Below are 21426 nucleotides of genomic sequence, written 5' to 3' on the forward strand. Positions count from 1 at the left end.
TCTCTGGAGGCGCTGAGCCTGGAGCTGGCGGCCGAGGCCCTGGCCCCGGCGCGCGACAGCGACCATCCCCCGCCCTGGCTGGCCCTGGCCGAGACCTTCCTGGCCGACGCCTTCGACCAGCCGATCGGCGTGGCCGACCTGGCCCGCGTCGCCGGGGTGCACCCCGTTCACCTGGCGCGGGGCTATCGCCGCTGGCTGGGCGCCGCGCCGGGCGAGCGCCTGCGGACCCGGCGGCTGGAACGGGCGGCCGACCTCTTGATGCAGGGCCGCGTCTCCATCGGCGAGATCGCGCTCAGCGCCGGGTTCTGCGACCAGAGCCATCTCAATCGCCAGTTCCGCCTGGCCTATGGCGTGACGCCCGGCGAGTTCGCGCGGCTGTGCGGGCGCTCGCCCAGCCGTTGGACGACCGATGTTTCATCCGTCCAAGACGAGGCCCCGGCCCTCGCCTAGAGCTTGGGCGTGCAAGTCGGAGTCGCTTTGTCGTGAAACGCTTCCTGTTCGCCGCCGCCCTGGCGCTGGCCCCGCTTTCGTATGCTCAGGCCGCCCCGGACTGGGCGCGCGCCACGCCAGCCGCCGAGGGGATGTCGGCCGAGAAGCTGGAGGCCATGTCGGCGGCCATCAAGGCCGGCCAGTTCCAGAAGATCACCAGCGTGCTGATCGCCCGCCACGGCAAGCTGGTGTTCGAGGCCTACTACGACGATGAGGGTGCGGAAGGCCGCCGCAACACCCGCTCGGCCACCAAGACCGTCACCGCCATGCTGGCCGGAGCCGCCATCGCCCGCGGCGCCATTCCGGGCGTCGATGCGCCGATCAAGCCGTACCTGAAGGGCCGCCCGCCGGCCGCCAATCCCGATCCACGCAAGGACAGGGTCACGGTCGAGGACCTGATGACCATGAGCTCCATCGCCGAATGCGACGACGAGAACCAGTTCTCGCGCGGCAACGAGGAGCGGATGTACCTGATCGAGGACTGGGTCGGCTTCTATCTCGACCTGCCGGTGCGCGGCTTTCCCGAGTGGGCGCCCAGGCCCGAGGCCTCGCCCTACGGCCGGGCCTTCTCCTACTGCACGGCCGGCGTGACGACGCTGGGCGCCGTGGTGCAGGGCGCGGTCGGCAAGCCCCTGCCCGCCTTCGCCCGCGAGGCGCTGTTCGGTCCGCTGGGGATCGAGGGCGAACGCTGGCAGATCTCGCCCCTGGGCCTGGCCCAGGGCGGCGGCGGGCTTGGCCTGCGCAGCCGCGACCTGCTGAAGCTGGGCCAGCTCTATCTCAACGGCGGCAAGTGGGACGGCAAGCAGGTGCTGCCGGCCTCGTTCGTGGCGGCGGCGACCGCGCCCCACGCCAATGCGCGGCCGGATGTCGACTACGGCTACCTGATCTGGCTGCAGACCCTCAAGGGCCCCGATGGCGTCGGCCACAAGGCCTGGCTGATGAGCGGCTCGGGCGGCAACAAGGTCGCCATCGTGCCCGATCTCGACCTGGTGGCGGTGATCACCACGGTCAATTTCGACGTCCGCCAGCCGCATGCGATCAGCGAAAAACTGCTGGCCGAGCACGTGCTGGCGGCCGCCCAGCCCTGAGGCGCCGAATCCCCGAAGCGGCTATGCTGGGGCCATGACCAAGGTCCTCGACATCGTCACCGCCGTGATCCGCGACGAGGCCGGCGCCATGCTGCTGGTCCGCAAGCGCGGCACGGCGATCTTCATGAAGCCGGGCGGCAAGCGCGATCCCGGCGAGGACGACCTGACGGCCCTGGCCCGGGAACTCGACGAAGAACTGGGCTGCCGGCTGGTCTCGGCGACCTTGCTGGGCCGCTTCTCGGCCCCGGCGGCCAACGAGGCGGGCTTCACGGTGCAGTCGGCGACCTATCTCGCCACCGTGGAGGGCGACATCGCCGCCCGGGCCGAGATCGAGGAACTGGCCTGGATCGACCCCGCCGCCCCGCCCGCCGGCCTGCCCCTGGCGCCGCTGCTGAAGGACGAAGTGATCCCCGCCCTGCTGGCCCTGGCCTGATCTTAGCGGACCCGTGCTATAGGGCGGCCATGACGACGATCTACATCGACGCCGACGCCTGCCCCGTGAAGGACGAGACCTACAAGGTCGCGGCCCGCAACGGACTGAAGACCTATGTCGTCTCCAACAGCTGGATCCGCGTTCCCGCCACCCCCGCCATCGAGCAGATCGTGGTCGACGCCGGCCCCGACGTCGCCGACGACTGGATCGCCGAGCGCGCAGGGCCAGGCGACGTGGTGGTGACCAACGACATTCCCCTGGCCGACCGCGTGCTGAAGGCCGGCGGCGCGGCCATCGCGCCCAACGGCCGGGTGTTCACCAACGACATGATCGGCTCGGCCCTGGCCTCGCGCTCGATCGGCGAGCACCTGCGCTCGATGGGCGAGGTCACCAGCGGCCCCAAGGCCTTCGGCCCGCAGGACCGCAGCAAGTTCCTCCAGGCGCTCGACCAGGCCGTGGTCAAGGCCCGCCGCGTGGTCCCGCGATGATCGAGATCACCTCCTGGCTGCGCATCGACGAGGACGAACTGGTCGAAAAGGCCGCCCGCGCCTCGGGCCCCGGCGGCCAACACGTCAACAAGACCTCGACGGCGATCGAACTGCGCTTCGACGTCGCCAACTCCCCGACCCTGACCGACGACATCAAGGCCCGGCTGACGGCGCTGGGCGGCAGTCGCATGACCCAGGAGGGCGTGCTGGTGCTGTTCGCCCAGGGCCACCGCTCGCAGGAACTGAACCGCCAGGACGCCCGCGAGCGCCTGGTCGAGCTGATCCGCCGCGCCACAGAGAAGCCCAAACCCCGCCGCCCGACCAAGCCGACCTATTCCAGCAAGCTCAAGCGGCTGGAGACCAAGACGAAGCGATCAGGCGTGAAGTCCATGCGCGGCAAGGTGCGTCACGACGACTGACCGCGCGACACCCCGTCTAGTTGGGGCCGTCTAGTTGGGATCGACAACGCCCACGGCCAAGCGAACACCGTTGACCTGCTGTTCGACAACGAACACCGCCTCGCCCTGGGTCAACAGGGTGAGTTGGCCATCGACAATGGTTCCGAAAAGATTGGCCAGCACGATATCGGCCGACCCCTGCCCCCCATGCTGGATCATCGCATCCCAACCCATCATCTGATAGGTCACGCCGCCGGACTGCACGGCGATGCCCGTGGGGCCCTGCGCGTAATCCTGGATGTGCTCGGCGACCTGTTCGACGTTCATGTGATGAAACTCCCCCTTCGCGGCCCCTAGCGGCCGGAGAACTCCACCATGGGGCGCAATCGCTTAATCGGAGATTGCGCCCAAACGTGATCTACAGACTTCAGACCATCCCCGGAATCGGCGGGCCGAACGAGAGGATCTCGTCCTTCCAGTCGGGTTCCGGGATCAGGCCGCCCAGCATCTTCTTCAGATAGAAGGCCAGGGCCGACTGCTCGTCGGCGCTCAGTTCCGAACAGGCTTCCTGGTGCAGGGGCGCAAGCTCGCTGCGGATCTGCTCCAGCAGCGCAGCGCCCGTCTCGGTCAGGCGCACCACCACCTTGCGGCGGTCGTTCGGCGCGCCGCCGCGTTCGACCAGGCCGTCGCGGATCAGGCCGTCGATCGACCGGGTGAGCGTGGTGCGGTCGGCCGCCGAAAGCTTGGCCAGGCGCGTCATCGAACACTCGCCGAACCGGGCCAGCGACAGCATCGCCACCCATTTCGGAAACGACAGACCGTGACTCGCAACATGGTCGGCCGCCAAGGCGCGCCGATGCTGCTCGGTCTGATACATCAAATAGCTCAAATAGCTGGGCAGGGGCATGGATTGCCCCTCCCTCAGGTCATGCTGTGGCATGGTGTCCCCCCGCGCCGTGCGTCTTGATCTCACAACCTCTGCTGTTGCGCAATCGCCGCGAGGTCCCTAGCCAACGCAGCGTTCACCATCTTAGCAAACGCGGCCGTGAGAACCGCGTTCCGGATGATGTCAGCGGAACCGCCTCGCGATCAGTGCTTGGGGCGGTCAGTGCTTGGGATAGACGGGCGGGGCCGGAGGCGCGGGCGGCGCCGGCGGGGCGGGCATGCCCTGGATGATCGAGATCCGCGAACGGCTGCTGCGGCCGCAGGCCTTGATCGACAATCCCGGCGGCAGGCGCGTGGCGGCGTCGCCGCAGGCCTCGTCGAGCTGGTCCTGGGTCAGGCCCTTGGCGCCGCTGAGATCGACGCCGAACAGGCGCACGCCCGAGAAGTCCGCGCCCTTGAAGTCGGCGCCCGTGAAGCTGCCGCCGCGCAGGTTGGACGCCGTCAGCGAGGCGTTGCGGAACTGGGCGCGGTCGAAGCGGCCGCCAGTGAGGTTGGAGCCGTTGATCTCGGCGTTGGAGAAATCGGCGCCGCGGGCGTTGACCGAGGCCAGGTTGCTGCCGTGCATCTCGGAATTGGCCAGACGCGCGTCGATCAGGCTGGCGGCCTCCAGGTTGGCGCCGTGCAGCTCGGCCGAGGTCAGGTCGGCGCGGGCCAGGTTGGCGTTCTGGAAGTTGGCGGCGCTCGATTCCACGCCCGACAGGCGGGCCCCGGAGAAGTTGGCGTTCTGGAAATTGGCGCCGCGCATCTCGGCCCCGCGCAGGTCGGCGCGCGACAGGTCGGCGGACTGGAAGTTGGAGCCGAAGAACACCGCGCCGCGCAGATCGGCGCCGATCAGGTTGGCCTTGGCGAAGTTGGCGCCGGTGAACTTGGCGCCGGTCATCTTGCGGCCGGCCAGATCGCAGCTCACGCACATGCCACCGAGCGACACCAGGCGCGCCACGTCCTTGTCCTCGATCGAGGCCTTGGCCTGGGCCTGTCCGGCCAGGGTCGTCAGACCCATGAGCAGGGCGGCGGCGAGCATGTTGCCCATTCGGGCCATCGGCGGTCTCCGTGCGGTCCAATAAGCGACCTTGCTGGTTACGGTTTGAGCCGCAGACCGCCGCAAGACCACTTAAATCGCGGTAATGACGGGGATTCGTCATCCCCGTCGCCCGCCGAACGCTTGTTCCATTGGGGAGACAAGCGCTCGCCGCGTCAAACCGCCACGCCCCCGAAATCCGCCTGACGGACCTCAGTAGAAGGTCACGTCGTCCAGTTCGAACCACAGCTTGGCGCTCGCCGGACGCTCGCCCTCGACGCCCACCTCGAAGAGGTCGGTTCCGGTCCAGGCCTTCTTCTCGGCTTTGGAGGAAGCCGGCGTGAAGGCCGAGAACGGCAGCGTCACCTTGGTCCATTGCGGACCGGCCTTGACCTTGGCCTGCCAGCGGCCGCCGGCGGTGTTGAAGCCCACCACATAGGTCCCGCCGTCGCCGCGCAGCGACAGCGACAGGCCCTTGAAGGCGCTGGCGTCCACCGGCGTCACCGAACCGCGGGTGAGCGGCAGCAGCACGCCGGCCGAGGCGTCGTCCTTGGTCGCCATGCGGGCGCCGACGCTCAGCACCTTGCCGCCGCCCTCGCGGTCGATGACCTGCGAGACCTCGAGGCTGCGGTCGCGGCCGCCGTCGAAGTCGTCCAGGCGCAGGGTGTCGAGGCTGGTGCGGCCGTCGGCGCGCTCGAAGTCGTCGATCAGGGCGGTCGCCTTCACGGCCGGCGGGGTCATACGATCGTTGGCGGGCGAACGCGCCGCGCCGGGGCCGAAGGCGGCCTGGCCGTCGATGAACACCCGCTCGACCTTGTAGACGTCGCCGATCGTGTCCCAGGGCTTGCCGCCGAGCAGCACGAAGTCGGCGCGCTTGCCGGCCTCCAGCGTGCCGCGGTCGGCGATCAGGTTCATGGCCTTGGCGCTGCCGGCCGTGCCGACGGTCAGGGCCTGGGCCGGGGTCAGGCCGGCCTGGACCAGCAGTTCCAGCTCGCGCTGGCTGGACGAGCCGTGCGGCGTGCCGGTCATGCCCGCGTCGGTGCCCAGGGCCAGCGGCACGCCGGCGTCGAACAGGGTCTTGGCGTTGGACAGCGCGTAGCCGAACTTGGCGCGGGCCTGGCGGGCGCGCGGGCTGTCGGGATCGGCCGGCGGCCTGGCGCCCGGCTTGACCGGCTCGTAGACGGCCAGGGTCGGGGCGTAGGCAATGCCCGAGGCCTTGATCGCCGCCACCGTGGCCGCATCGACCGGCTCGTCCTGCAGGCTGTGGGCGATGACGTCGACGCCGCTCTTGGCCGCCACCATGCCGCGCTCGACCGTGACGGTGTGGGTCAGGACCTTCAGGCCATACTTGTGGGCCTCGTCGGTCAGGGCCTTCAGGGTCCAGGCGTCCATGCTGGTGTTGTCGGGCGCCGAGCCATAGCGCCAGCCGTCGGTGAAGGCCTTGATGGCGTCGGGCTTGTAGGAGGCGATGGCGTCCACCGCCGCCTTGGCGCTTTCGGGGGTGTCGACCCAGCGGGTGGTGGCCTGGTCGGCCCAGTCGGCGCCGTGGCCGCCCGGCGTGCTGATACGGGCGACGAAATTGACGTGCGGCGCGGTCAGCGTCCCCAGCCACTCGCGGCGGGGCCCGAAGGATTCCGGCTGCTGGTGGAAGTCGTTCACCGTCGTCACCCCGGCGGCGACATAGGCGTCGGCGATCTTGGGCACGAGGCTGGGAACGCCGTTCGGGGTCCAGTGGGTGTGGACGTCGAAGAAGCCCGGCAGCAGGGCCGCCCCCTTGGCGTCAATGATGGTCGCGCCCTTGGGCGCCTTGACCCCCGCGCCGACGGCGACGATGCGGCCGTCCTTGACCACCAGCGTCCCGTGATAGGGCGCCGCGCCCGTGGCGTCGAAGATCTCGGCGTTGACGACGGCCAGCGGCCTGGTCTGGGCGGCCGCCAGGGACGTCGAGAGCGCGGCGGCGGCGAGCCCTCCGAGCAGGATGCGGGCGAAGGTCATGGACGGGCGTTCCTCGTGCGGGTCGGGGTCCCCTCAGGGACGCTCACACCTCATGACGAACCAGCTTCGCAAAACCAGCAGTCGTCGGCGCCGATCGGCATGCCGGGCGGCAGGGTTTCGACCGCGCCGGCCCGCGGAGCCGCCAGGGCCTTGCGATCGCCCGAGGTCAGCAGGCGCGAGATCCGCGCCGCCTGGGCGGCCTCGGCCCCCTCGCCTTTCCAGGCGCCCAGGCGCTTGGCGTAAGCCAGCAGCGCCGCGTCGATCTGGGCGGCGGCCGTGGGCGACAGGGCCTTGTCGTCGAGCACGGTCACGAGATCGCCGACCAGCCGCGCCCGCACCCGGCGACGCAGCTCGCCGGTGCGTCCGCCGGCCTGGGGACCGCCGGGGGCGACCGCCGCCAGCAGGGCCTCGACGGTCTCGGTGACGTCCAGCTGGCCCGGATCGCGCCGGTTCTGCTCGACCAGGCGGTTCAGGCGCGCCGGATTGAGCAGTTGCGACAGGGTGTGGTCGGCGGCGGTCTCGGCCGCCGTCGGCAGGTCGAACACCGCAGCCCCCGAGGTCGGGAAGATCTCAATGTCGTAGGCCTTGTCGCGCGAACCCGACTGGCCCTGCGACAGCAGCGACAGCAGTGGATCGGGCAGGTCGAGCACGGCCGGGTCGAGGGTGCGCACCAGGGCCGCCATCGCCCGGCGCTGGTCGGCGGCCGGGGTGGCGAGCGCCGCTTCCTTGCCGTCGCCGATCACCGCATAGCCGTAGTCGACGCCGCCGACGAACTTCACCGCCGCGTCCACCTGGTAGCGATGGAAGAGGTAGATCGGCACGAGCGCGCGGCGCAGGTCGGCGGCGGGCGCGCCGGCCGGGACGCTGCTCAGGCCGAAGCGAGACAGGGCGATGCGGCGCACGGCCAGCACGTTGTCCAGCTCGACGACCGGATCGGCGCCGTTGTCCCACAGCGAGCCGTAGGGCTGGGCGGCCGAAGATCCGCGGGCGTCAGCGTCGGAAACATAGCGGTAGCCCTTGGCCTGGGCCTCGCGCGCCAGCTGGTCGAGACGCTTGGCCTCGTCGCTTTCGGGCGGTCCTTCGGAGTAGAGCCAATCGATCGCGAAGGCGTCCCAGGCCCCGACGCCCTTCGCATAGGCCTCGGAGAGGTCGAGCCGGTCGCCGTCGACCTTCACCAGCGGCGCGGGGTAGTCCATCACCGAGGCGCGGCCGTACACGCTGCCGGCGAAATTGTGCGACAGGCCGATGGCGTGGCCGATCTCGTGGGCCGACAGCTGGCGGATGCGCGACAGGGCGATCTGGATCGGATCGTCCGCCCCGCCCGTCCCCGTCCTGTCGGCGCCCAGCAGGCCCTCGAAGATCATCCGGTCCTGGCGGATGCGCAGCGAGCCCAGCTGGACGACGCCACGCACGATTTCGCCGGTGCGCGGATCGACCACGGTCGTGCCAGTGGACCAGCCGCGCGTCTGGCGGTGGATCCAGTTGACCACGTTGTAGCGGGCGTCCATCGGATCGACGCCTTCCGGTAGAGGCTCGACGCGGAAGGCGTCGACATAGCCGGCCGCCTCGAACGCCTGGTTCCACCAGCGTCCGCCCTCGACCAGGGCGCTGCGCACCGGCTCGGGCGCGCCGCGGTCGATATAGAACACGATCGGCTTCTTCACCGGCGACCGCGCGGCCGTCGGATCGGTCTTCTCCAGCCGGAAGCGCCGCACCAGCCGCTGCACGGTCGGCTTGTCGAGCGGGGCGGCGTAGTCGGCGAACAGCACCTGGGCCGAGGTGCCGGTGCGCGGATCGAAGACGCGCGGCGTAAAGCCCGGCCCCGGCAGGCGGATGAAGCTGTGATGGACGCCGAAGGTCACCGAGCGGGCGTCGGGAACGATGCCGGCGACCTCGCCGCCCGCGTCGTCGGCGGTGAAGGTCTGGCGGGTGTCGAACTCCAGATTGTCGGGGAAGACGCCGACATGGGCCAGATCGACATAGCTGAGGGTCGGGGCGGGCTTGAAGCCGCCCTGTTTGGCGTCCTTCATCGCGCCGGGGATGTTGAAGGCGTCGCGCAGCAGGAAGCCGGCGATGTCGACGCTGAACCCGCCGCCGGCGGTTTCCTCGGCCACCTCGCCCGACCACACCACCGAACCCGGGAAGCTGTCGCGGACCGTCCGCCGCTCTTCGGCGCTGCCGTCGACGGCGCGGAAGCCGAAGTTCTCGAACTCGGCCAGGACCCGCTTGCCCACGCGACGGAACACCAGCACCTGGGTGTCGCCGGTCGCCGCGCGATCCAGGCCCACGGGCGTCGCGCCGAGGCCGCCGCTGAGGCTGGGCTGATAGAGGAAGCGGCCCGACACGCCGTCCGCGTCCGGCGCCGGCAGGGTGACCAGCACCACGCCCTTGGCCGCGTCGGTCTTCACCGGCAGCAGGCCCGGCGCGGCGGGACGCGCGACCTCGGCAGCGGGAGCAGGAGCGAGCGCCAGCGCGGGCGACAGGGACAGGCCGGCCATCGCGCCCGCCAAAGCCAGGACGCGCCACGAGGCGCCGCCGAAACCCGATTTTCTCATGCCCTGCTCCGTTCCCGCCCAGCCGGACGGCGCTTCCGGTTAGCACGCCGTCGCCTGGCGGCCCGCGGAATCGCGACGCCGCCCTCCTGGACGCCCCGAGCCGGACGGTTTCGCCCGGCCGATATGCAGGCAAGCCACTTTTTGAGCGTGGGCTAGTGGATTTCCCGGGCCAGGGCGCGGGCGACCAGTTCGCTGGCCTGGCGGCAGCGGTCCAGCGGCGCCCCGCGGCGGGGCGCGAAGACGGCTTCGGCGCGGTCCGGGCGCTCGCCCCCCCGCTCCTGGCTGGGCGCGACCGTACTGGGAGCGACCGTCGGGCGGCCCGCTTCTGGAGGCGAGATCGACCTCATGGGCAGGCCGCGTCGAAGGCGCGGGTCTCGGCCTCGAACTCGCCCAGCGCCGCTTCGGCCTGATCGGCCATGCGCCGCCAGGCCGCCAGCACGCCGTCGATATCGGCTTCGACGGTCCTGGGCGCGTCGAGGCCGGCTTCCAGGTCGTCGAGCACGGCGTTCCAGTCGCCGCGCAGGCCGCGAACGCCGGCCACCGTGCGGGCCAGCTCCGCCGCCGAGGCGATCAGGTCGTAGAGGCCGGTTTCCCGGCGCGAGCGCGGCGTGGGCGTGAAGGCCCATTGCTGCGACGGCAGGCCGGTCTTCTCCCACAGTCGCAGCGCCGCCCCGGCCTGCACCCCGCCCTCGCCGCCGACATCCAGCGCGTGGCTCGGAAAGGCGACGTTCTCGATGCAGGCGCCCTGGCGCGGCGGGATCAGGAAGAGATCGGCGCGTTGCGGCAGGCCGTCCAGCGGTCCGACGCGCGGGCGCGGCCCCTCGCTGACCAACGGGAAGCCGAACGGCGTCGAGGCGTTGGCCAGGGTCCACAGCTTCTCGTCGGGCGAGATGTGCAGGTGCAGCGCCGGGTCGGCCGCCGATTGCAGGCGATGGGAGTCGGAGGCCGCGTCATGGCGCAGGCGCCAGAACTGCCGGGCCGCGCCGCCCTTCACCGGCTCCAGATGGGCTTGGCCGTCGTCGTCATAGGCCAGGCAAAGCTCGGGGGCCTCGCGCAACGAGATGCGCACGGCCGGATCGCGCTCAAAGGCCGCGAACAGGGCGGCGAAGGCCCCGGCCCGGGTGGCGAAGTCGCGCATGCGGGCGGCGAGCGCCGTGGCGCGATCGGCGCGCATCCGCACCTGCAGGCGCAGGGCGTCCAGCGCGGCCTCGCGCTCCTGGCCCAGCAGCTTGCGATAGGACAGCGGCGCGACGTCCCGGCCGTAGGAGACGAGGTCACGGGCGAAGGCGGCCATGCCGAGCTGCAGGTCGAGCCCCTGCCCTTCCAGCATGGCGTCGAGTTCGGTCCAGGCGTCGAACAGGCGCTGGCCCTCGGCCGACAGGTCGCCGGGCTCGATGCGTTCGGCGCCGCGCCGCGGCTCCAGGGCCGGACCGACCACTTCTCCGAGGAAACCCACGATGTCGCGGCGCTGGCGCGAGGCCTTCAGGGCCACGCGGGTATCGGCGGCGACCCGCCCGAGGGCGGCGACGTCACGCCAGTCGGCGAGGCCGAGGTCGAACAGGGAACCGACAGCGCCCGACCGTCCGCTGGCGTCGCCCGCGAAAAGCAGGAGGCCGGTCATCCCCGCCTCCGCGTCTGGTCCTGAACCTGTCGCAAACCCCTCGTCTCCGCACTGGAGTCGGCGATGGGTCGCTCACGGCGCGCCGCAAGCGACCCCCGCCCCGCATGCGAGAAGCCCCCCAAGACTGTCTCGCGCGCCAATGGCCTGGAAAACCCGGAGCCGTCATGGCGGGACGGCTCCGGGTCCCTTCGATCGCGCGACGTCCGCTCTGGAGGCTTTTGGCCCGGCCGCCCGTGATCTGCGACACGATGTCTCAACCGCCGCGAGGCAGCTGTGCAATTTGTCACAGGGCCGAAGCTTAGCGCTCAGCGGCGGGAAAGATTGAAGATCGACAGCGGCGGAAAGCTCTTACGCAGCTTGGTTCTGCCGACATAACCGCAGCGGAATCTCTCGGCGTGGCTGGTCGCCAGGGCCCCCGCCATGGCCTCGCTGACATAGACCGCGCCAGGGGCGACGTCGGGCTCGATTCGGGCCGCGACGACGACATGGGCGCCGACCACCGCCTGGGCGCCGGTGATCGGGTTCACCCGCAGGTGCACCGGCCCGTAGTGGCCGCCTATGCGCAAACCCAGGTGCCGGGGCAGGCCCCGGGCGCGCAGGTTCAGCCGGCGGTGGGCTTCGAGCAGCGAAAGGGCCGCCTCGGCCGCATCGGCCGGGTGGCCGAACACCAGGAAGACGCCGTCGCCCCAGGTCTCGACATGCTCGGGCGGCGCGGCGAGGCCGCCGATCGCCTCGGCCATGCCGGCCATAACCACCTCGAAGAAGGCCGGCACCTGGTCGTCGCGCAGCGCGCCGAAGCCGCGCACGTCGATGAACAGCATGGCCTTGACCCCTCGCTCGCCGTCGGCGCCGGCGGCGGCGGGCGGGCGGGCCTCGGGCTCGGGGCGCTCGAAGGGCAGGATCGCCTGCGGCCGGCCGGTCTCGCGCCAGTAGGCGACGTCGGCGGCGGCGCCGGCGGGACCGACGGCCGGACGCCCGTCCCAGACCGCGACCTGCACGGCCTCGGTCGACAGCCCATCGGCCCGCAGGATGGCGCAGCCGGCGGCGAAGCGGCTGGCGTAGGCGAAGACCTCGTCGTCGCCGGCATAGGGATCGCGGGACGCAAAGCGCACCGAGGCGGCGCGGGCCAGGCAGGCGTCGAAGCGGCCCACCCAGCGCTCGCCGAACGAACGCACCGAGGTCTCGACGTAGGACGCCAGCGACACCGGCGCGACGACATGCAGTTCGGCCCCGGCGGCCAGCAGGGCCTCGGCCCACAGGATGTCGGCCCCGGCGGCCAGGCCCCCATAGCCGAAGCCGACGCGCTGGGCGCCCAGGGCGTCGGTCATCCGGGCCTTCAGCGCCGCCTCCTCGACGAAGTCGCCGGCGGCGAACATGTGGCCGGTGAACTGGGCGGCGGCCGGCGGTCGCAGGATCTCCAGCCAGGCGGTCGGCCCGCCGGTCTCGACGGCGATCATGGTCAGCTGCCGCAGGGTCGAGGCGTGGGACGAGACGCTGGACGGCGCGCTGGCCACGGCCTTGGCCAGCATGTCGGCGGCGGCCTCGCGGCGGCCCAGCAGGAACAGCGCCTCGGCCCGACTGGCGCGGTCGAAATAGCCGGCCTCGCCGTCGCTCGGATCACCGGCATGCTCGAGGGCCAGGGCGGCGAGCTGGGAGGACAGGCGGGTGTCGCCGGCCACAAGGCTCATGGTGGCGGCGTTGACGAGGCCATAGCGCCCCCCGCCTTGGGCGGCGGCGGCGGAATAGCCTCTGGCGGAAGCGCGGGCGAAGGCTCTGCGGCGCGCGCCGGCGGCGCCCAGGGCCACGTCCTTGAGCAGCCGCGCGCCGAGCGAAAGCGCTTCGGCGTCGTCGGAAACGGCCAGGCCCAGCCGCACATATTCGGATCGGGCGAAGTCTGTCGCCCCGGCCCTGGCCAGGGAAAGCACGGCGGCGTGCGCCAGTGCTAGCGAGCGGTCGCCGTCGTCCAGCGACCGCCGCGCCAGGTCATAGGCCTGAAGATGCTCGCCGCGCCGAAGCAGCGCGGCGAGCTCGTCGAATGACGTCAGGTCGGACAGATCAGTTGCCGGTGCCGTTTTCGATCAGCGGATCCAGGTCGATGGCCTGGCCCAGCGCGTCGAGCATGAACAGGCTGTAGACGAAGATGCCCTGGCGCTTGCATTCGAACACCACCTTGAACGCGGCGTAGGGAATGCCCTCGGCGTTCGGATCGGGGTTGTACTTGGTCCAGGTGTAGCTGGAGAAGTTCTGGCCCCAGTCGTTCTCGAACGAGATCGGCGTCGGCTGGAAGCGCCAGCCCTTTTCCAACAGGTCGTCGCTGAGGCGGAACTTCAGGAGGCAGCGCTCCGAAAGGTCCAGGTCCAGGAGTTCGGGCGGGTTGGGCCCGACGTCCATGAAGCTCAGATTGTCGGGATTGAGACCGACGATCACTTCGACGATCTTTTCGGGCTCGGGCCCGGTGACAGTGCTGCCTTGCATAGAAAAATTCCCCCTTGAGGCGAATTAACCTAGGGCTGAATCGCGCCAGAACGCAACAAAATCGGGTCTCGCATAACCTTGTGCGCGGAGTGAGCGAACGATCGCCGCGGCCTCGTCGGCGCGCCCCAGGCGGTGTAGTGCGCGGGCCAGGGTGTCCCGTCCCTCGGGGCTCAGACTATCCTGCCGAGGGCCCAGCAGACGCTGCACCTCGTCCGGCCGCCCCTGCGCCAGATGCGCCGCGCCCAGCAGCAGGGCTTCGCGATCCGCATCGCCCTTCACGCCCGGACGCGCCGCCAGCGAGCGCTCGATCTCGGTCGCCGCGGCCTTGGCCAGATCGGGCCGGCCGTCGATGTCGGCGAGCCTGATGGTCTGGGCTCGCAGGCGACCGCTCAGCTTGGCGGTCCAGGCGTAGACCTCCGGATTCAGCGCCCGCAACTTCGCCGCCCGCTCGCTGGCGCGAACGTGAGCCGCGCGCGCCGCGGTCAGGTCGCCGGCCGCCACCGCCACGTCGAAGGCCTCCATGTCCGCCGTTGCGGCGAACTCCAGCCAGTTGGCGTTCTGGGGGTCCAGCGCCACCAGTTCCATGAAGCCGCGACTAGCCTCGTCGACCAGCCTGTCAGCCTCCTCGACCCGTCCGAGATCCAGAGCGCGCCGCGCCAAGGCGAGTTGGCCGGCGAGGACCTTGGCCATCAGCGGCCGGTCGTCGGGCTGCTTCTTCAGCAATCCCGTTATCAGTTCATGCACTGCCACCCGCTCGGTATAGGCCTCGCGGACCCGCCCCATTCGCAACAGGCTGTCGGACACCCAGGCCCGGGTGTCGGCCAGGTCGAGCACGTGGGCCTTGACGTCGGGCGCGGCCTTGTAGGCGACTGTGAAGCGGTCGCGGGCGTCGATGAACGCCGCCAGGGCGTCCTTGGGTCGGCCCTGCTCGAACAGCAGGGTGCCCAGGTTGCTGCGGGCGTAGGCGACCTCCAGCCGCCAATCGGCGTTGGACGGATCCAGGCGCGTCAGCCGCTCGGCCAGTTCGCCGTATCGCCGGAACCCGGCCTCGGCCTCGGTCGCCCGCGCCAGCCGCCAGTCCACATAGGCCAGCCAGAAGACGTTCTGGGCATGATCGTAGAGCCGCGCGCCGTCGTTGGGCTCGCGGTTCGACAGGGCCTCGGAGGTGCGCGCCGCCTGCGAGAAGGCCTGGCGCGCGCCCTTCAGATCGCCTCGCTTGACGCGGACCTCGCCCAGCAGGGTCTGGGCCTTGGCCTGCTGGGCCAGTTCCGTATCGTCCAGGTCGCCGGTGCGCACATGGGCGTAGTGGGCGAGCGCCCGGGCGCCGACGCCGTCCAGCACGTCCAGCCGGCCGACCGGCTCCAGCTTCTTGCGAAGATCGCCCAGCATATAGGCCACCAGGTCTTCGGCCTCGGCCCGCTGGGCGTCGGCCTCGCGGCGGGCGTCGACGGCGATCAGGGCCAGGGCGCCGGTCACCACCGCCACGCCGAGCGCGCCGGTGGTGATCGCCGTCATCCACCGGGTGCGACGGCGCGCGTCGCGTTGGATCAGGCTGTCCAGCCGAGTCCCCAGCAGGGTCGCGGCGATCTTCATGAAGGCCAGGCGGCGTCCGTCGCCGCCTGGGCGGATGTCGGCCGCCAGAGGTTCGCCGCCCGGCGGCAGGGCCTCGCGCAGGGCCTGCGGCAGGCAGTCGACGACCTCTCCGCCGCCCTCGGGACTGTCGACCAGCAGGCAGATCACCCGCTGGGGTCCGTGAGTGGAGAGGAAATGCCGGATCTCTTCGCCGACCCATTTCGAACGGCGGGCCGCCTCCGAACAGACGAGGATCAGGAACTCGGAATGGTCCAGAGCGGTGCGAATCGCCTCGCCCAGATCGGCGGCGGCGGACAGTTCGGCGCGATCACGGAAGATCGGTCGCAGCGGCCGGCCGGCGGCCGCCCCCACGCCCTTGGGAGGACGATAGGCCTCCAGGCCCTTGTGCAGCCAGTCGACGAGCTTGCCGTCGCCATGGCTGTAGCTGATGAAGGCCTTGTAGTTTAAGTCCCCCATTGCCCCTCGACTCTCCCCGTACGCGAACTCTGGAGCGGCGATTATGGACTCATCCGTCCCCGCGAGCACCCCGCACGCTGCAGCTTATGGCGATAACGCCTTTCGGCTGCAGGCGCTGACGGACAGTCGGCTCCTGCGCCACATGAGCCCGACCGAGATCGAAGCCCTGGTGCCGCGGGTCGAAATCCTGTCGGTGCGACGCGGCGCGCGGCTGGTCCAGCGCCACGATCCGGGCGGCGCGGTCTACATCGTGATCAGCGGCCTGCTGCTGGTGAACCAGTACGCCCGCTCGGGCCGCGAGGTCGGCTATCGCCGCCTGCAACCAAGCTCCTACTTCGGCGAGATCGCCGCCATCGACCGCCTGCCGCGCTCGGCCAACGTCACCGCCCTGACCGAATCCATCGTCGGCCGCCTGCCCGAGCCGCTGGTCGCCGAGCTGATGGCCGGCGCGCCCAACTTCACCCGCGCGGTGCTGGAGGACCTGGCGGCCATGGTCCGGGCGCTGAGCAGCCGGGTGTTCGAGTTGAACGCCGTCTCCGCCCCCTGCCGCGTGCAGATGGAACTGGTGCGCCTGGCCACCGAGGCCGGCATCGAGGAGAATCAGGCGGTGCTCGCCAAGGCCCCGACCCACGCCGAGATCGCCGTCCTGGCCGGCGCCCAGCGCGAAGCCGTAACCCGCGAGCTGAACCGCCTCGAGGCGCGCCGGCTGATCGCCAAGCAGGGCCGCACCCTGACCATCCTCAATGTCGACGGCCTGGTCGAGGAGATCGAGCGGCTGGGCGGCGACGAGCCGGAGCTTTAGTTCCCAGCGCCCTCCTGGAGCGCCCGCGTCACGCCGTTGGTCCAGCCGAAGCCGTCCTGCAGCGGGTACTCCCCGCCCCCGCCGGCCTTGGCCTCCTCGACGTCGTACTTCTCCAGCATCTTGCCGCTGGCCCGGTACTCGCGCTCGACCGTGGCCAGCCAGCGATCCGAAATGTCCGACGCCAGGGCCGCCTCGCCGTAGCGACGCAGGCCGGCGACGGCCACCCACTGCAAGGGCGCCCAGCCGTTGGGCGTATCCCACTGCTGGCCAGTGCGGCGGGTGGTGGTGCGCAGGCCGCCTGAGGCCAGCAGCTGGGCGCGGGTCGCGGCCGCCACCGCCTTGGCCTGATCGGACGAGGCCGCGCCGACGAACAGCGGATAGAGGGTGGCGGCGCTGAGGGCGTCGATCCGCTCGCCGCCGGTCCACAGCCAGTCGAGATAGACCCCGCGCGCGGCGTCCCACAGCACCGCGTCCATGGCCGCCTTGCGGGCCTTGGCCCGGCCGTCGAACTCGGCGACGCAAGGCGCATCGGCGATGCGGGCGCAGCCGGCCGAGATCGCCGTCTCCAGGCCGTACATCAGGCTGTTGAGGTCCACCGGGACGATGGCCGTCGTGCGGATGGTCTTCAGGTGCTCGCCGTCGGCCATCCAGCGCGAGGAGAAGTCCCAGCCGCTCTCGGCCCCGGCCCGCAGGTCGCGGAAGACGTCGCCGGGCGGACGTCCGGTGGCCAGCGAGGCCTCGCGGGCGGTCTCCAGATCCTCGCGGTAGGACTCGTCGCGCGGCGTGACGCGGTCGTCGTAATAGCGGTTCAGCACCGCCCCGCCTGGCAGGGCGACGACGCGGCGATACGCCTTGCCCGGGGCCACGGTCTTCTCGCCGTCCATCCAGAAGGCGTGTTCGCGCCGCATCAGGTCGACGCGGGCCTTGACCACCGCCGGATCGGTCGCCTCGGACAGCCCGACCATGGCGTAGAAGAACGGCGGCTGCGAGCGGCTGAGATAGTAGGTCCGGGCCCCGTTGGGGATGTGGCCGTAGGCGTCGATCAGCCCGCCGAAGTCGTCGATCATGCTCTCGACCAGGTCGCTCCGCCCGTCGAGCTTCAGGCCCAGCATCGTGAAGTAGCTGTCCCAGTAGTAGATTTCGCGGAAGCGCCCGCCAGGCACGACGAAGGGCTCGGCCATGGCCAGGGCCGAGCCGCCGGCCACGGGCTTGACCGGCTCGCGGGTCAGGTGCGGCCACAGGGCGGCGACGTGGGCCTTGAGCGTGGTGCGCTCGGCGCTGGGCGCCGGCGTCGCCCCGGCCTCGGGCACGACGAAGTTGGCGCGGACGAAGCGCTTCAGCTCGGCGTCGGTGAAGCGGGCATGGGCGCGGTAGGCCTTGAGGATCGCGGCCGGGTCGCGCTTCGGCGTCGCGTCGACGAAAGTCTTGCCGTCCGGGAACAGCCGCCGGGTCTGCACCTGATGGAACAGCTCCTGATAGGTGTCGGCCGGCGTCGAAACCTCCGCCGCCGGGATCTGCGCCACGGCCAAGGGCGTCAGCGCCGTCCAGGCCGCTGCGGAGACGACGGCGAACAGGCGGGCGCGGATCATCGGGGCCTCATCGAAGAAAAAGACGCAGGCCGGCAGGGAGGAAAGCCGGCCCGCGCGCAGGAACCGTTGCAGGACAGAACCCGCGAGATCGTCAGAAGTTGTAGCCGACGCTCAGCCGCACCGACCGGCCCAGGATCGGCCGGGCGTTGGCGCCGCTGGTCGAGCGCGGGTCGCCTTCCGTGAGTCCGTGGCTGTCGGTGAGATTGTCGCCGGCGATCTGGACGTCGAAGGCGCCCACCCGGAAGATCGCGCCGAGATCGAGCTTCTCGTAGCCCTCCAGCACCTGGGTGTTGGCGTTGTCGGCGTAGCGGTCGTCGACGGCGCTGAGCGTGCCGTAGAAGGTGGCGTCCACCGTGCCGAGGGCGACGTCCCAGCTGGGGGTGAAGCGGACCTGCCAATCGGGCTGGCGCTGGGCGCTGTTGCCGGCGTTGGCCGGGATCGACGACTGCTTGATCTCGGTCTTCTGGAAGGTGCCGTTCAGGGCCAGCGACAGGCCGAAGTCCGACTTCCAGCGGCCGTCGAGTTCGATCCCCCGGGCGCGGTTGGTATTGCTTTCCTGGATGCCGCCGACGTCGGCGAACTTGGCGCCCTTGAACTCGTTGGCGAAGCCGGTGGCGTAGAGCTCGAACGGCCCGCTGCGCAGCTTGTAGCCCAGCTCGTACTGGTCGACCTTCAGGGTGTCGGTCAGGTTTTCGCGGAAGTTGTCGAAGCTGGGGAACTTGTAGCCCCGCGAATAGCGCACGAAGACGCCGGAGACGTCGTTGAGGTCGTAGTTGGCGCCGGCCGTGTAGGACGTCTTGCTGTGGCTGTAGTCGGTGGTGCGGATGGCCAGGCCGTCCGGATAGCCGTTGCCGTCGTCGACGACATAGTCGGTCTTGAACCGCTCGCGGCGCACGCCGAGATCGATACGCAGCTTCTCGGTGGCCTGCCAGGAATCGGCCAGGTAGAGCGCGTCCACCCGCCCGTCGCCGGCCGAAACCAGGCCGTAGGCCCAGCAGCCCGAACCGCTGCCGGCCGTCGCCAGGTTGGCGCAGGTGATCCCCGTCGCCAGGTAGTCGCCGTTGGCCTTGACCTGCATCGGCCGGAAGTTGCCGATGGTCCAGAAGTCGTCCGACGAGAAGCTGGAAGCGTAGTAGCCGGCCGAAAGCTCGTGCGTTCCGAAGCTCTTGGAGACGCTGAAGTCGTTGGTCAGCGCCTCGATCTCCTTCTCGACGATCCAGGCGCCCCAGTTCTGCACGTAGTCGCTGGAGCCGAGCGTCGCGCCGCCGCGCGTGGTCACGGCCGAGCCGGTCACCGCCGCCACGGAGGCCGCCGTCACCGCCCCGCCATCCGGCACCAGTCCATAGGTGTTGGCGTCGCCCTTGGTGAAGCTGAAGCGGTCGCGCACCGTCCAGCCGTCGCCGAACTCGTGCTCGAAGCTGCCGCCGACCACATAGCCCTTCCAGCCGCGGCCGTCGGCCAGGTCGAACTGCCGGGTCGTGCCGTCGGCGTTCACCTGCAGGGTCTGGTGGCGCGAAAGCTCGCCGATCTGGGTGTAGGTCCCCTTGTCGACGCCGGGCACGTTGATGGCGAACGGCAGGTACCAGGCGCCGTGGTCGTCGGTGGCGCGGGCGTAGAGGTTGATCTTGCCGTTCTCCAGCTTCCTGGTGAGGTTCACCGTGAACTGCTGGCCCTTCTCGCTGTCGAACTGGGTGTCGCGCACGCCCGGCGAGCGCGACACGTAGCCGCCGACCATGAAGAACAGGTCGTCGGCCAGCTTGCCGCTGACCACGCCGTCGACGCGGCGCAGGCCGTAGTCGGAGGTCGAGGCCTTGATCAGGCCCTTGGTGTCCTCGCCGCCTTCCTTGAGCATGAAGTTGGTCGTCAGGCCCGGCTGGCCGTTGGAGAAGATCGGGTTGGGACCGCCGCGCAGGGCCTCCATCCGCGAGATGGTCTCGTCGACGCGGAAGATCGACGAGTTCTCCAGGAACGACAGGGTCGAGGGCGGATAGATCGGCGCGCCCTGCAGCTGGATGGTCAGGAACTCGGCGTCGCCGGTGGCGGGGAAGCCGCGCACGAAGACGTTGGCGCCGGCCACGCCGCCCGAGGTCTCGACCCAGACGCCGGGCACCAGGGCCAGCAGCTCGGCGCTGGACTTGGGCGAGGCCTTGGTGATGTCGGCGGCGTTGACGGTGCTGACCGCGAAGCTGGCCGACAGCTTGTCGATGCCGGCGCCGCCGGGGGTGCCGACGACGATGACCTCTTCGACTTCGGAAGGCGCTTCGGGCGGAGCGGCCTGCGGCTCGGCGGCGACGGCCGGCGAGGCCTGGGCCGTGGCGCTGGCGGCGACCAGCAGGCTGCGACCGCGGATGGCGTAGACGCCGCTGGCGGTGGGCTGGGCCACCATGTCGGAGCCGGCCAGCAGGCGCTTCAGACCCTCTTCGGTCGAATAGCTGCCCTTCAGGCCGGCGCTACGCTTGCCGCGCAGCTGGGTCTCGTCGAAGGCCAGCTGCTGGCCCGACGTACGACCAAAGGCGCGCAGGGCGCCGCCCAGGTCCTGGGCCGGAATGTCGAAGCTGTAGGTCGCGCGCTGCTGGGCGTAGCTGGCGGTCGGCGCGGTCAGGGCCGCCAGGACGGCGGCGGTAGCGGTGGCGCCCCAGACGAGGCGGCGGTCGAAGCTCTTGCGCATCACTTCCCTCCCTCGCGCCGATCATTGTTCTTTGGCGGCGCTTTGGTGAGTGAGACGCCTCAGTCTGCGGAAGACTCACCAGCGCCGCTGATCTTTTTTTGTCCCCGGTCGTTTTGTCCCCGGTCGATCCGCAGCACCGTCTCACCCGGCGAAGGCTCGGCCCGCACCGGCAGCACGGCCGTGACGCCGTCGACGAAGGCCCGGGTGTCGCCCGAGGTGAAGACGCCGCTGATCTTCAGCCGGCCCACGGCCGGATCGGCGATCCGCAGCTTCTCGCGGGCGTAGCGGTTCACCCGCTCGACGGCGAGGTCCATCGGCTCGTCCTGGAACACCAGCTGGCCGTTCTCCCACGAGGCCGCGCGCGACGGGTCGGTGGGCGAGACCACCGTCGTGTCCGAAGTCGTCGAGGCCACCAGTTCGTGGTCGGGGGTCAGCAGCCGTTCGGCCGGCGCGCCGTCGACCTTGACCGTGGGCGGCGGACGACCGCGCCCGCCCTCCCCGTCCAGCACCGCCACGTGGCCCTCGTAGAGCACCACGCGCATCTGGCCGGGCAGCTTCTCGACGCTGAAGGTCGTGCCGGTGGCGACCACCAGCTTGCCATCGGCGGCCACCGAGAACGGCCGCAGCGGATCCTTGGCCACCGAGAACTTGGCGCGGCCCTCGTCGAGCCACAGCCGCCGCCGACCGCCGTCGTAGCGCACGCGCAGCACGGTGGCCGCGTCCAGCGAGGCGCGCGAGCCGTCGGGCAGCTCGACGATGCGCCGCTCGCCCTCGGTGGTGCGGTAGACGTCGGGCAGGCTGGCCCGCCAGGCG

At 70.8% G+C, this 21426-nt stretch carries 19 protein-coding genes; 6 read left to right on the forward strand and 13 right to left on the reverse strand.

Going from position 1 to position 21426, the window contains the following annotated elements; translation table 11 throughout:
* From DMC18_RS03980 to arfB, 5 genes are all read left to right on the forward strand, one after another.
* Positions 1-450 (forward strand): helix-turn-helix transcriptional regulator (locus tag DMC18_RS03980; RefSeq protein ID WP_146217967.1); only part of this gene is annotated, 450 nt, incomplete at its 5' end.
* 32 nt (positions 451-482) lie between these two features.
* Positions 483-1577: a serine hydrolase gene (locus DMC18_RS03985; RefSeq protein WP_110118220.1), complete on the forward strand. Its 1095-nt coding sequence runs from the start codon at positions 483-485 to the stop codon at positions 1575-1577.
* A gap of 34 nt (positions 1578-1611) precedes the next feature.
* Complete coding sequence (locus DMC18_RS03990; RefSeq protein WP_110118219.1) at positions 1612-2010, forward strand: NUDIX domain-containing protein; 399 nt, start codon at positions 1612-1614, stop codon at positions 2008-2010.
* 29 nt (positions 2011-2039) lie between these two features.
* Complete coding sequence (locus DMC18_RS03995) at positions 2040-2498, forward strand: YaiI/YqxD family protein (RefSeq protein WP_110118218.1); 459 nt, start codon at positions 2040-2042, stop codon at positions 2496-2498.
* Positions 2495-2917: an alternative ribosome rescue aminoacyl-tRNA hydrolase ArfB gene (gene arfB / locus DMC18_RS04000; protein WP_110118217.1), complete on the forward strand. Its 423-nt coding sequence runs from the start codon at positions 2495-2497 to the stop codon at positions 2915-2917. The genes DMC18_RS03995 and arfB overlap by 4 nt, the downstream gene beginning before the upstream one ends.
* 30 nt (positions 2918-2947) lie before the next feature.
* On the opposite strand, the gene DMC18_RS04005 is transcribed toward arfB, so the two are convergent.
* The 10 genes from DMC18_RS04005 to DMC18_RS04050 all read right to left on the reverse strand — a co-directional run bounded on the left by DMC18_RS04005 (position 2948) and on the right by DMC18_RS04050 (position 15554).
* Complete coding sequence (locus tag DMC18_RS04005; protein ID WP_110118216.1) at positions 2948-3223, reverse strand: hypothetical protein; 276 nt, start codon at positions 3221-3223, stop codon at positions 2948-2950.
* A 100-nt stretch (positions 3224-3323) separates the two neighbouring features.
* Positions 3324-3773, reverse strand: a complete 450-nt coding sequence (locus DMC18_RS04010) for a MarR family winged helix-turn-helix transcriptional regulator (RefSeq protein WP_233245158.1) — start codon at positions 3771-3773, stop codon at positions 3324-3326.
* A 228-nt stretch (positions 3774-4001) separates the two neighbouring features.
* Entirely contained in the window at positions 4002-4880 is an 879-nt protein-coding gene (locus DMC18_RS04015) for a pentapeptide repeat-containing protein (RefSeq protein WP_110118214.1), read from the reverse strand.
* 192 nt (positions 4881-5072) lie between these two features.
* Entirely contained in the window at positions 5073-6854 is a 1782-nt protein-coding gene (locus tag DMC18_RS04020; protein WP_110118213.1) for a CIA30 family protein, read from the reverse strand.
* 50 nt (positions 6855-6904) lie between these two features.
* Positions 6905-9409 (reverse strand): zinc-dependent metalloprotease, encoded by a 2505-nt coding sequence (locus DMC18_RS04025; protein WP_110132709.1) that lies wholly within the window; start codon positions 9407-9409, stop codon positions 6905-6907.
* Positions 9410-9561: 152 nt separating this feature from the next.
* Positions 9562-9756 (reverse strand): hypothetical protein, encoded by a 195-nt coding sequence (locus tag DMC18_RS04030; protein WP_110132710.1) that lies wholly within the window; start codon positions 9754-9756, stop codon positions 9562-9564.
* Positions 9753-11030 carry a hypothetical protein gene (locus DMC18_RS04035; protein WP_110118211.1) on the reverse strand — a complete coding sequence of 426 codons (1278 nt, stop codon included), beginning with the start codon at positions 11028-11030 and terminating at the stop codon, positions 9753-9755. Before DMC18_RS04035 ends, DMC18_RS04030 begins: the two co-directional genes overlap by 4 nt.
* 305 nt (positions 11031-11335) lie before the next feature.
* Positions 11336-12955 carry an adenylate/guanylate cyclase domain-containing protein gene (locus tag DMC18_RS04040; protein ID WP_233248061.1) on the reverse strand — a complete coding sequence of 540 codons (1620 nt, stop codon included), beginning with the start codon at positions 12953-12955 and terminating at the stop codon, positions 11336-11338.
* Between the two features lie 130 nt (positions 12956-13085).
* Positions 13086-13505 carry a hypothetical protein gene (locus DMC18_RS04045; RefSeq protein WP_110118210.1) on the reverse strand — a complete coding sequence of 140 codons (420 nt, stop codon included), beginning with the start codon at positions 13503-13505 and terminating at the stop codon, positions 13086-13088.
* Positions 13506-13529: 24 nt separating this feature from the next.
* A complete protein-coding gene (locus DMC18_RS04050; RefSeq protein ID WP_110118209.1) occupies positions 13530-15554 on the reverse strand; it encodes a toll/interleukin-1 receptor domain-containing protein in 2025 nt (674 codons plus the stop codon).
* A 43-nt stretch (positions 15555-15597) separates the two neighbouring features.
* Here DMC18_RS04050 and DMC18_RS04055 point away from each other — a divergent pair, with 43 nt between their 5' ends.
* Positions 15598-16356 carry a Crp/Fnr family transcriptional regulator gene (locus tag DMC18_RS04055; protein ID WP_233245157.1) on the forward strand — a complete coding sequence of 253 codons (759 nt, stop codon included), beginning with the start codon at positions 15598-15600 and terminating at the stop codon, positions 16354-16356.
* Here DMC18_RS04055 and treF read toward each other — a convergent pair.
* From treF to DMC18_RS04070, 3 genes are all read right to left on the reverse strand, one after another.
* Entirely contained in the window at positions 16353-17945 is a 1593-nt protein-coding gene (gene treF, locus DMC18_RS04060) for an alpha,alpha-trehalase TreF (RefSeq protein ID WP_110132712.1), read from the reverse strand. The two genes, DMC18_RS04055 and treF, sit on opposite strands and share 4 nt — an antisense overlap.
* Before the next feature lie 91 nt (positions 17946-18036).
* Positions 18037-20613, reverse strand: coding sequence for a TonB-dependent receptor (locus DMC18_RS04065; RefSeq protein WP_110118206.1), 2577 nt, complete (start codon positions 20611-20613; stop codon positions 18037-18039).
* A gap of 59 nt (positions 20614-20672) precedes the next feature.
* A partial coding sequence (locus DMC18_RS04070; RefSeq protein ID WP_110132713.1) for a FecR family protein occupies positions 20673-21426 on the reverse strand: 754 nt, incomplete at its 5' end.

The organism is Caulobacter sp. D5 (assembly GCF_003185805.1).
Classification (GTDB): domain Bacteria; phylum Pseudomonadota; class Alphaproteobacteria; order Caulobacterales; family Caulobacteraceae; genus Caulobacter.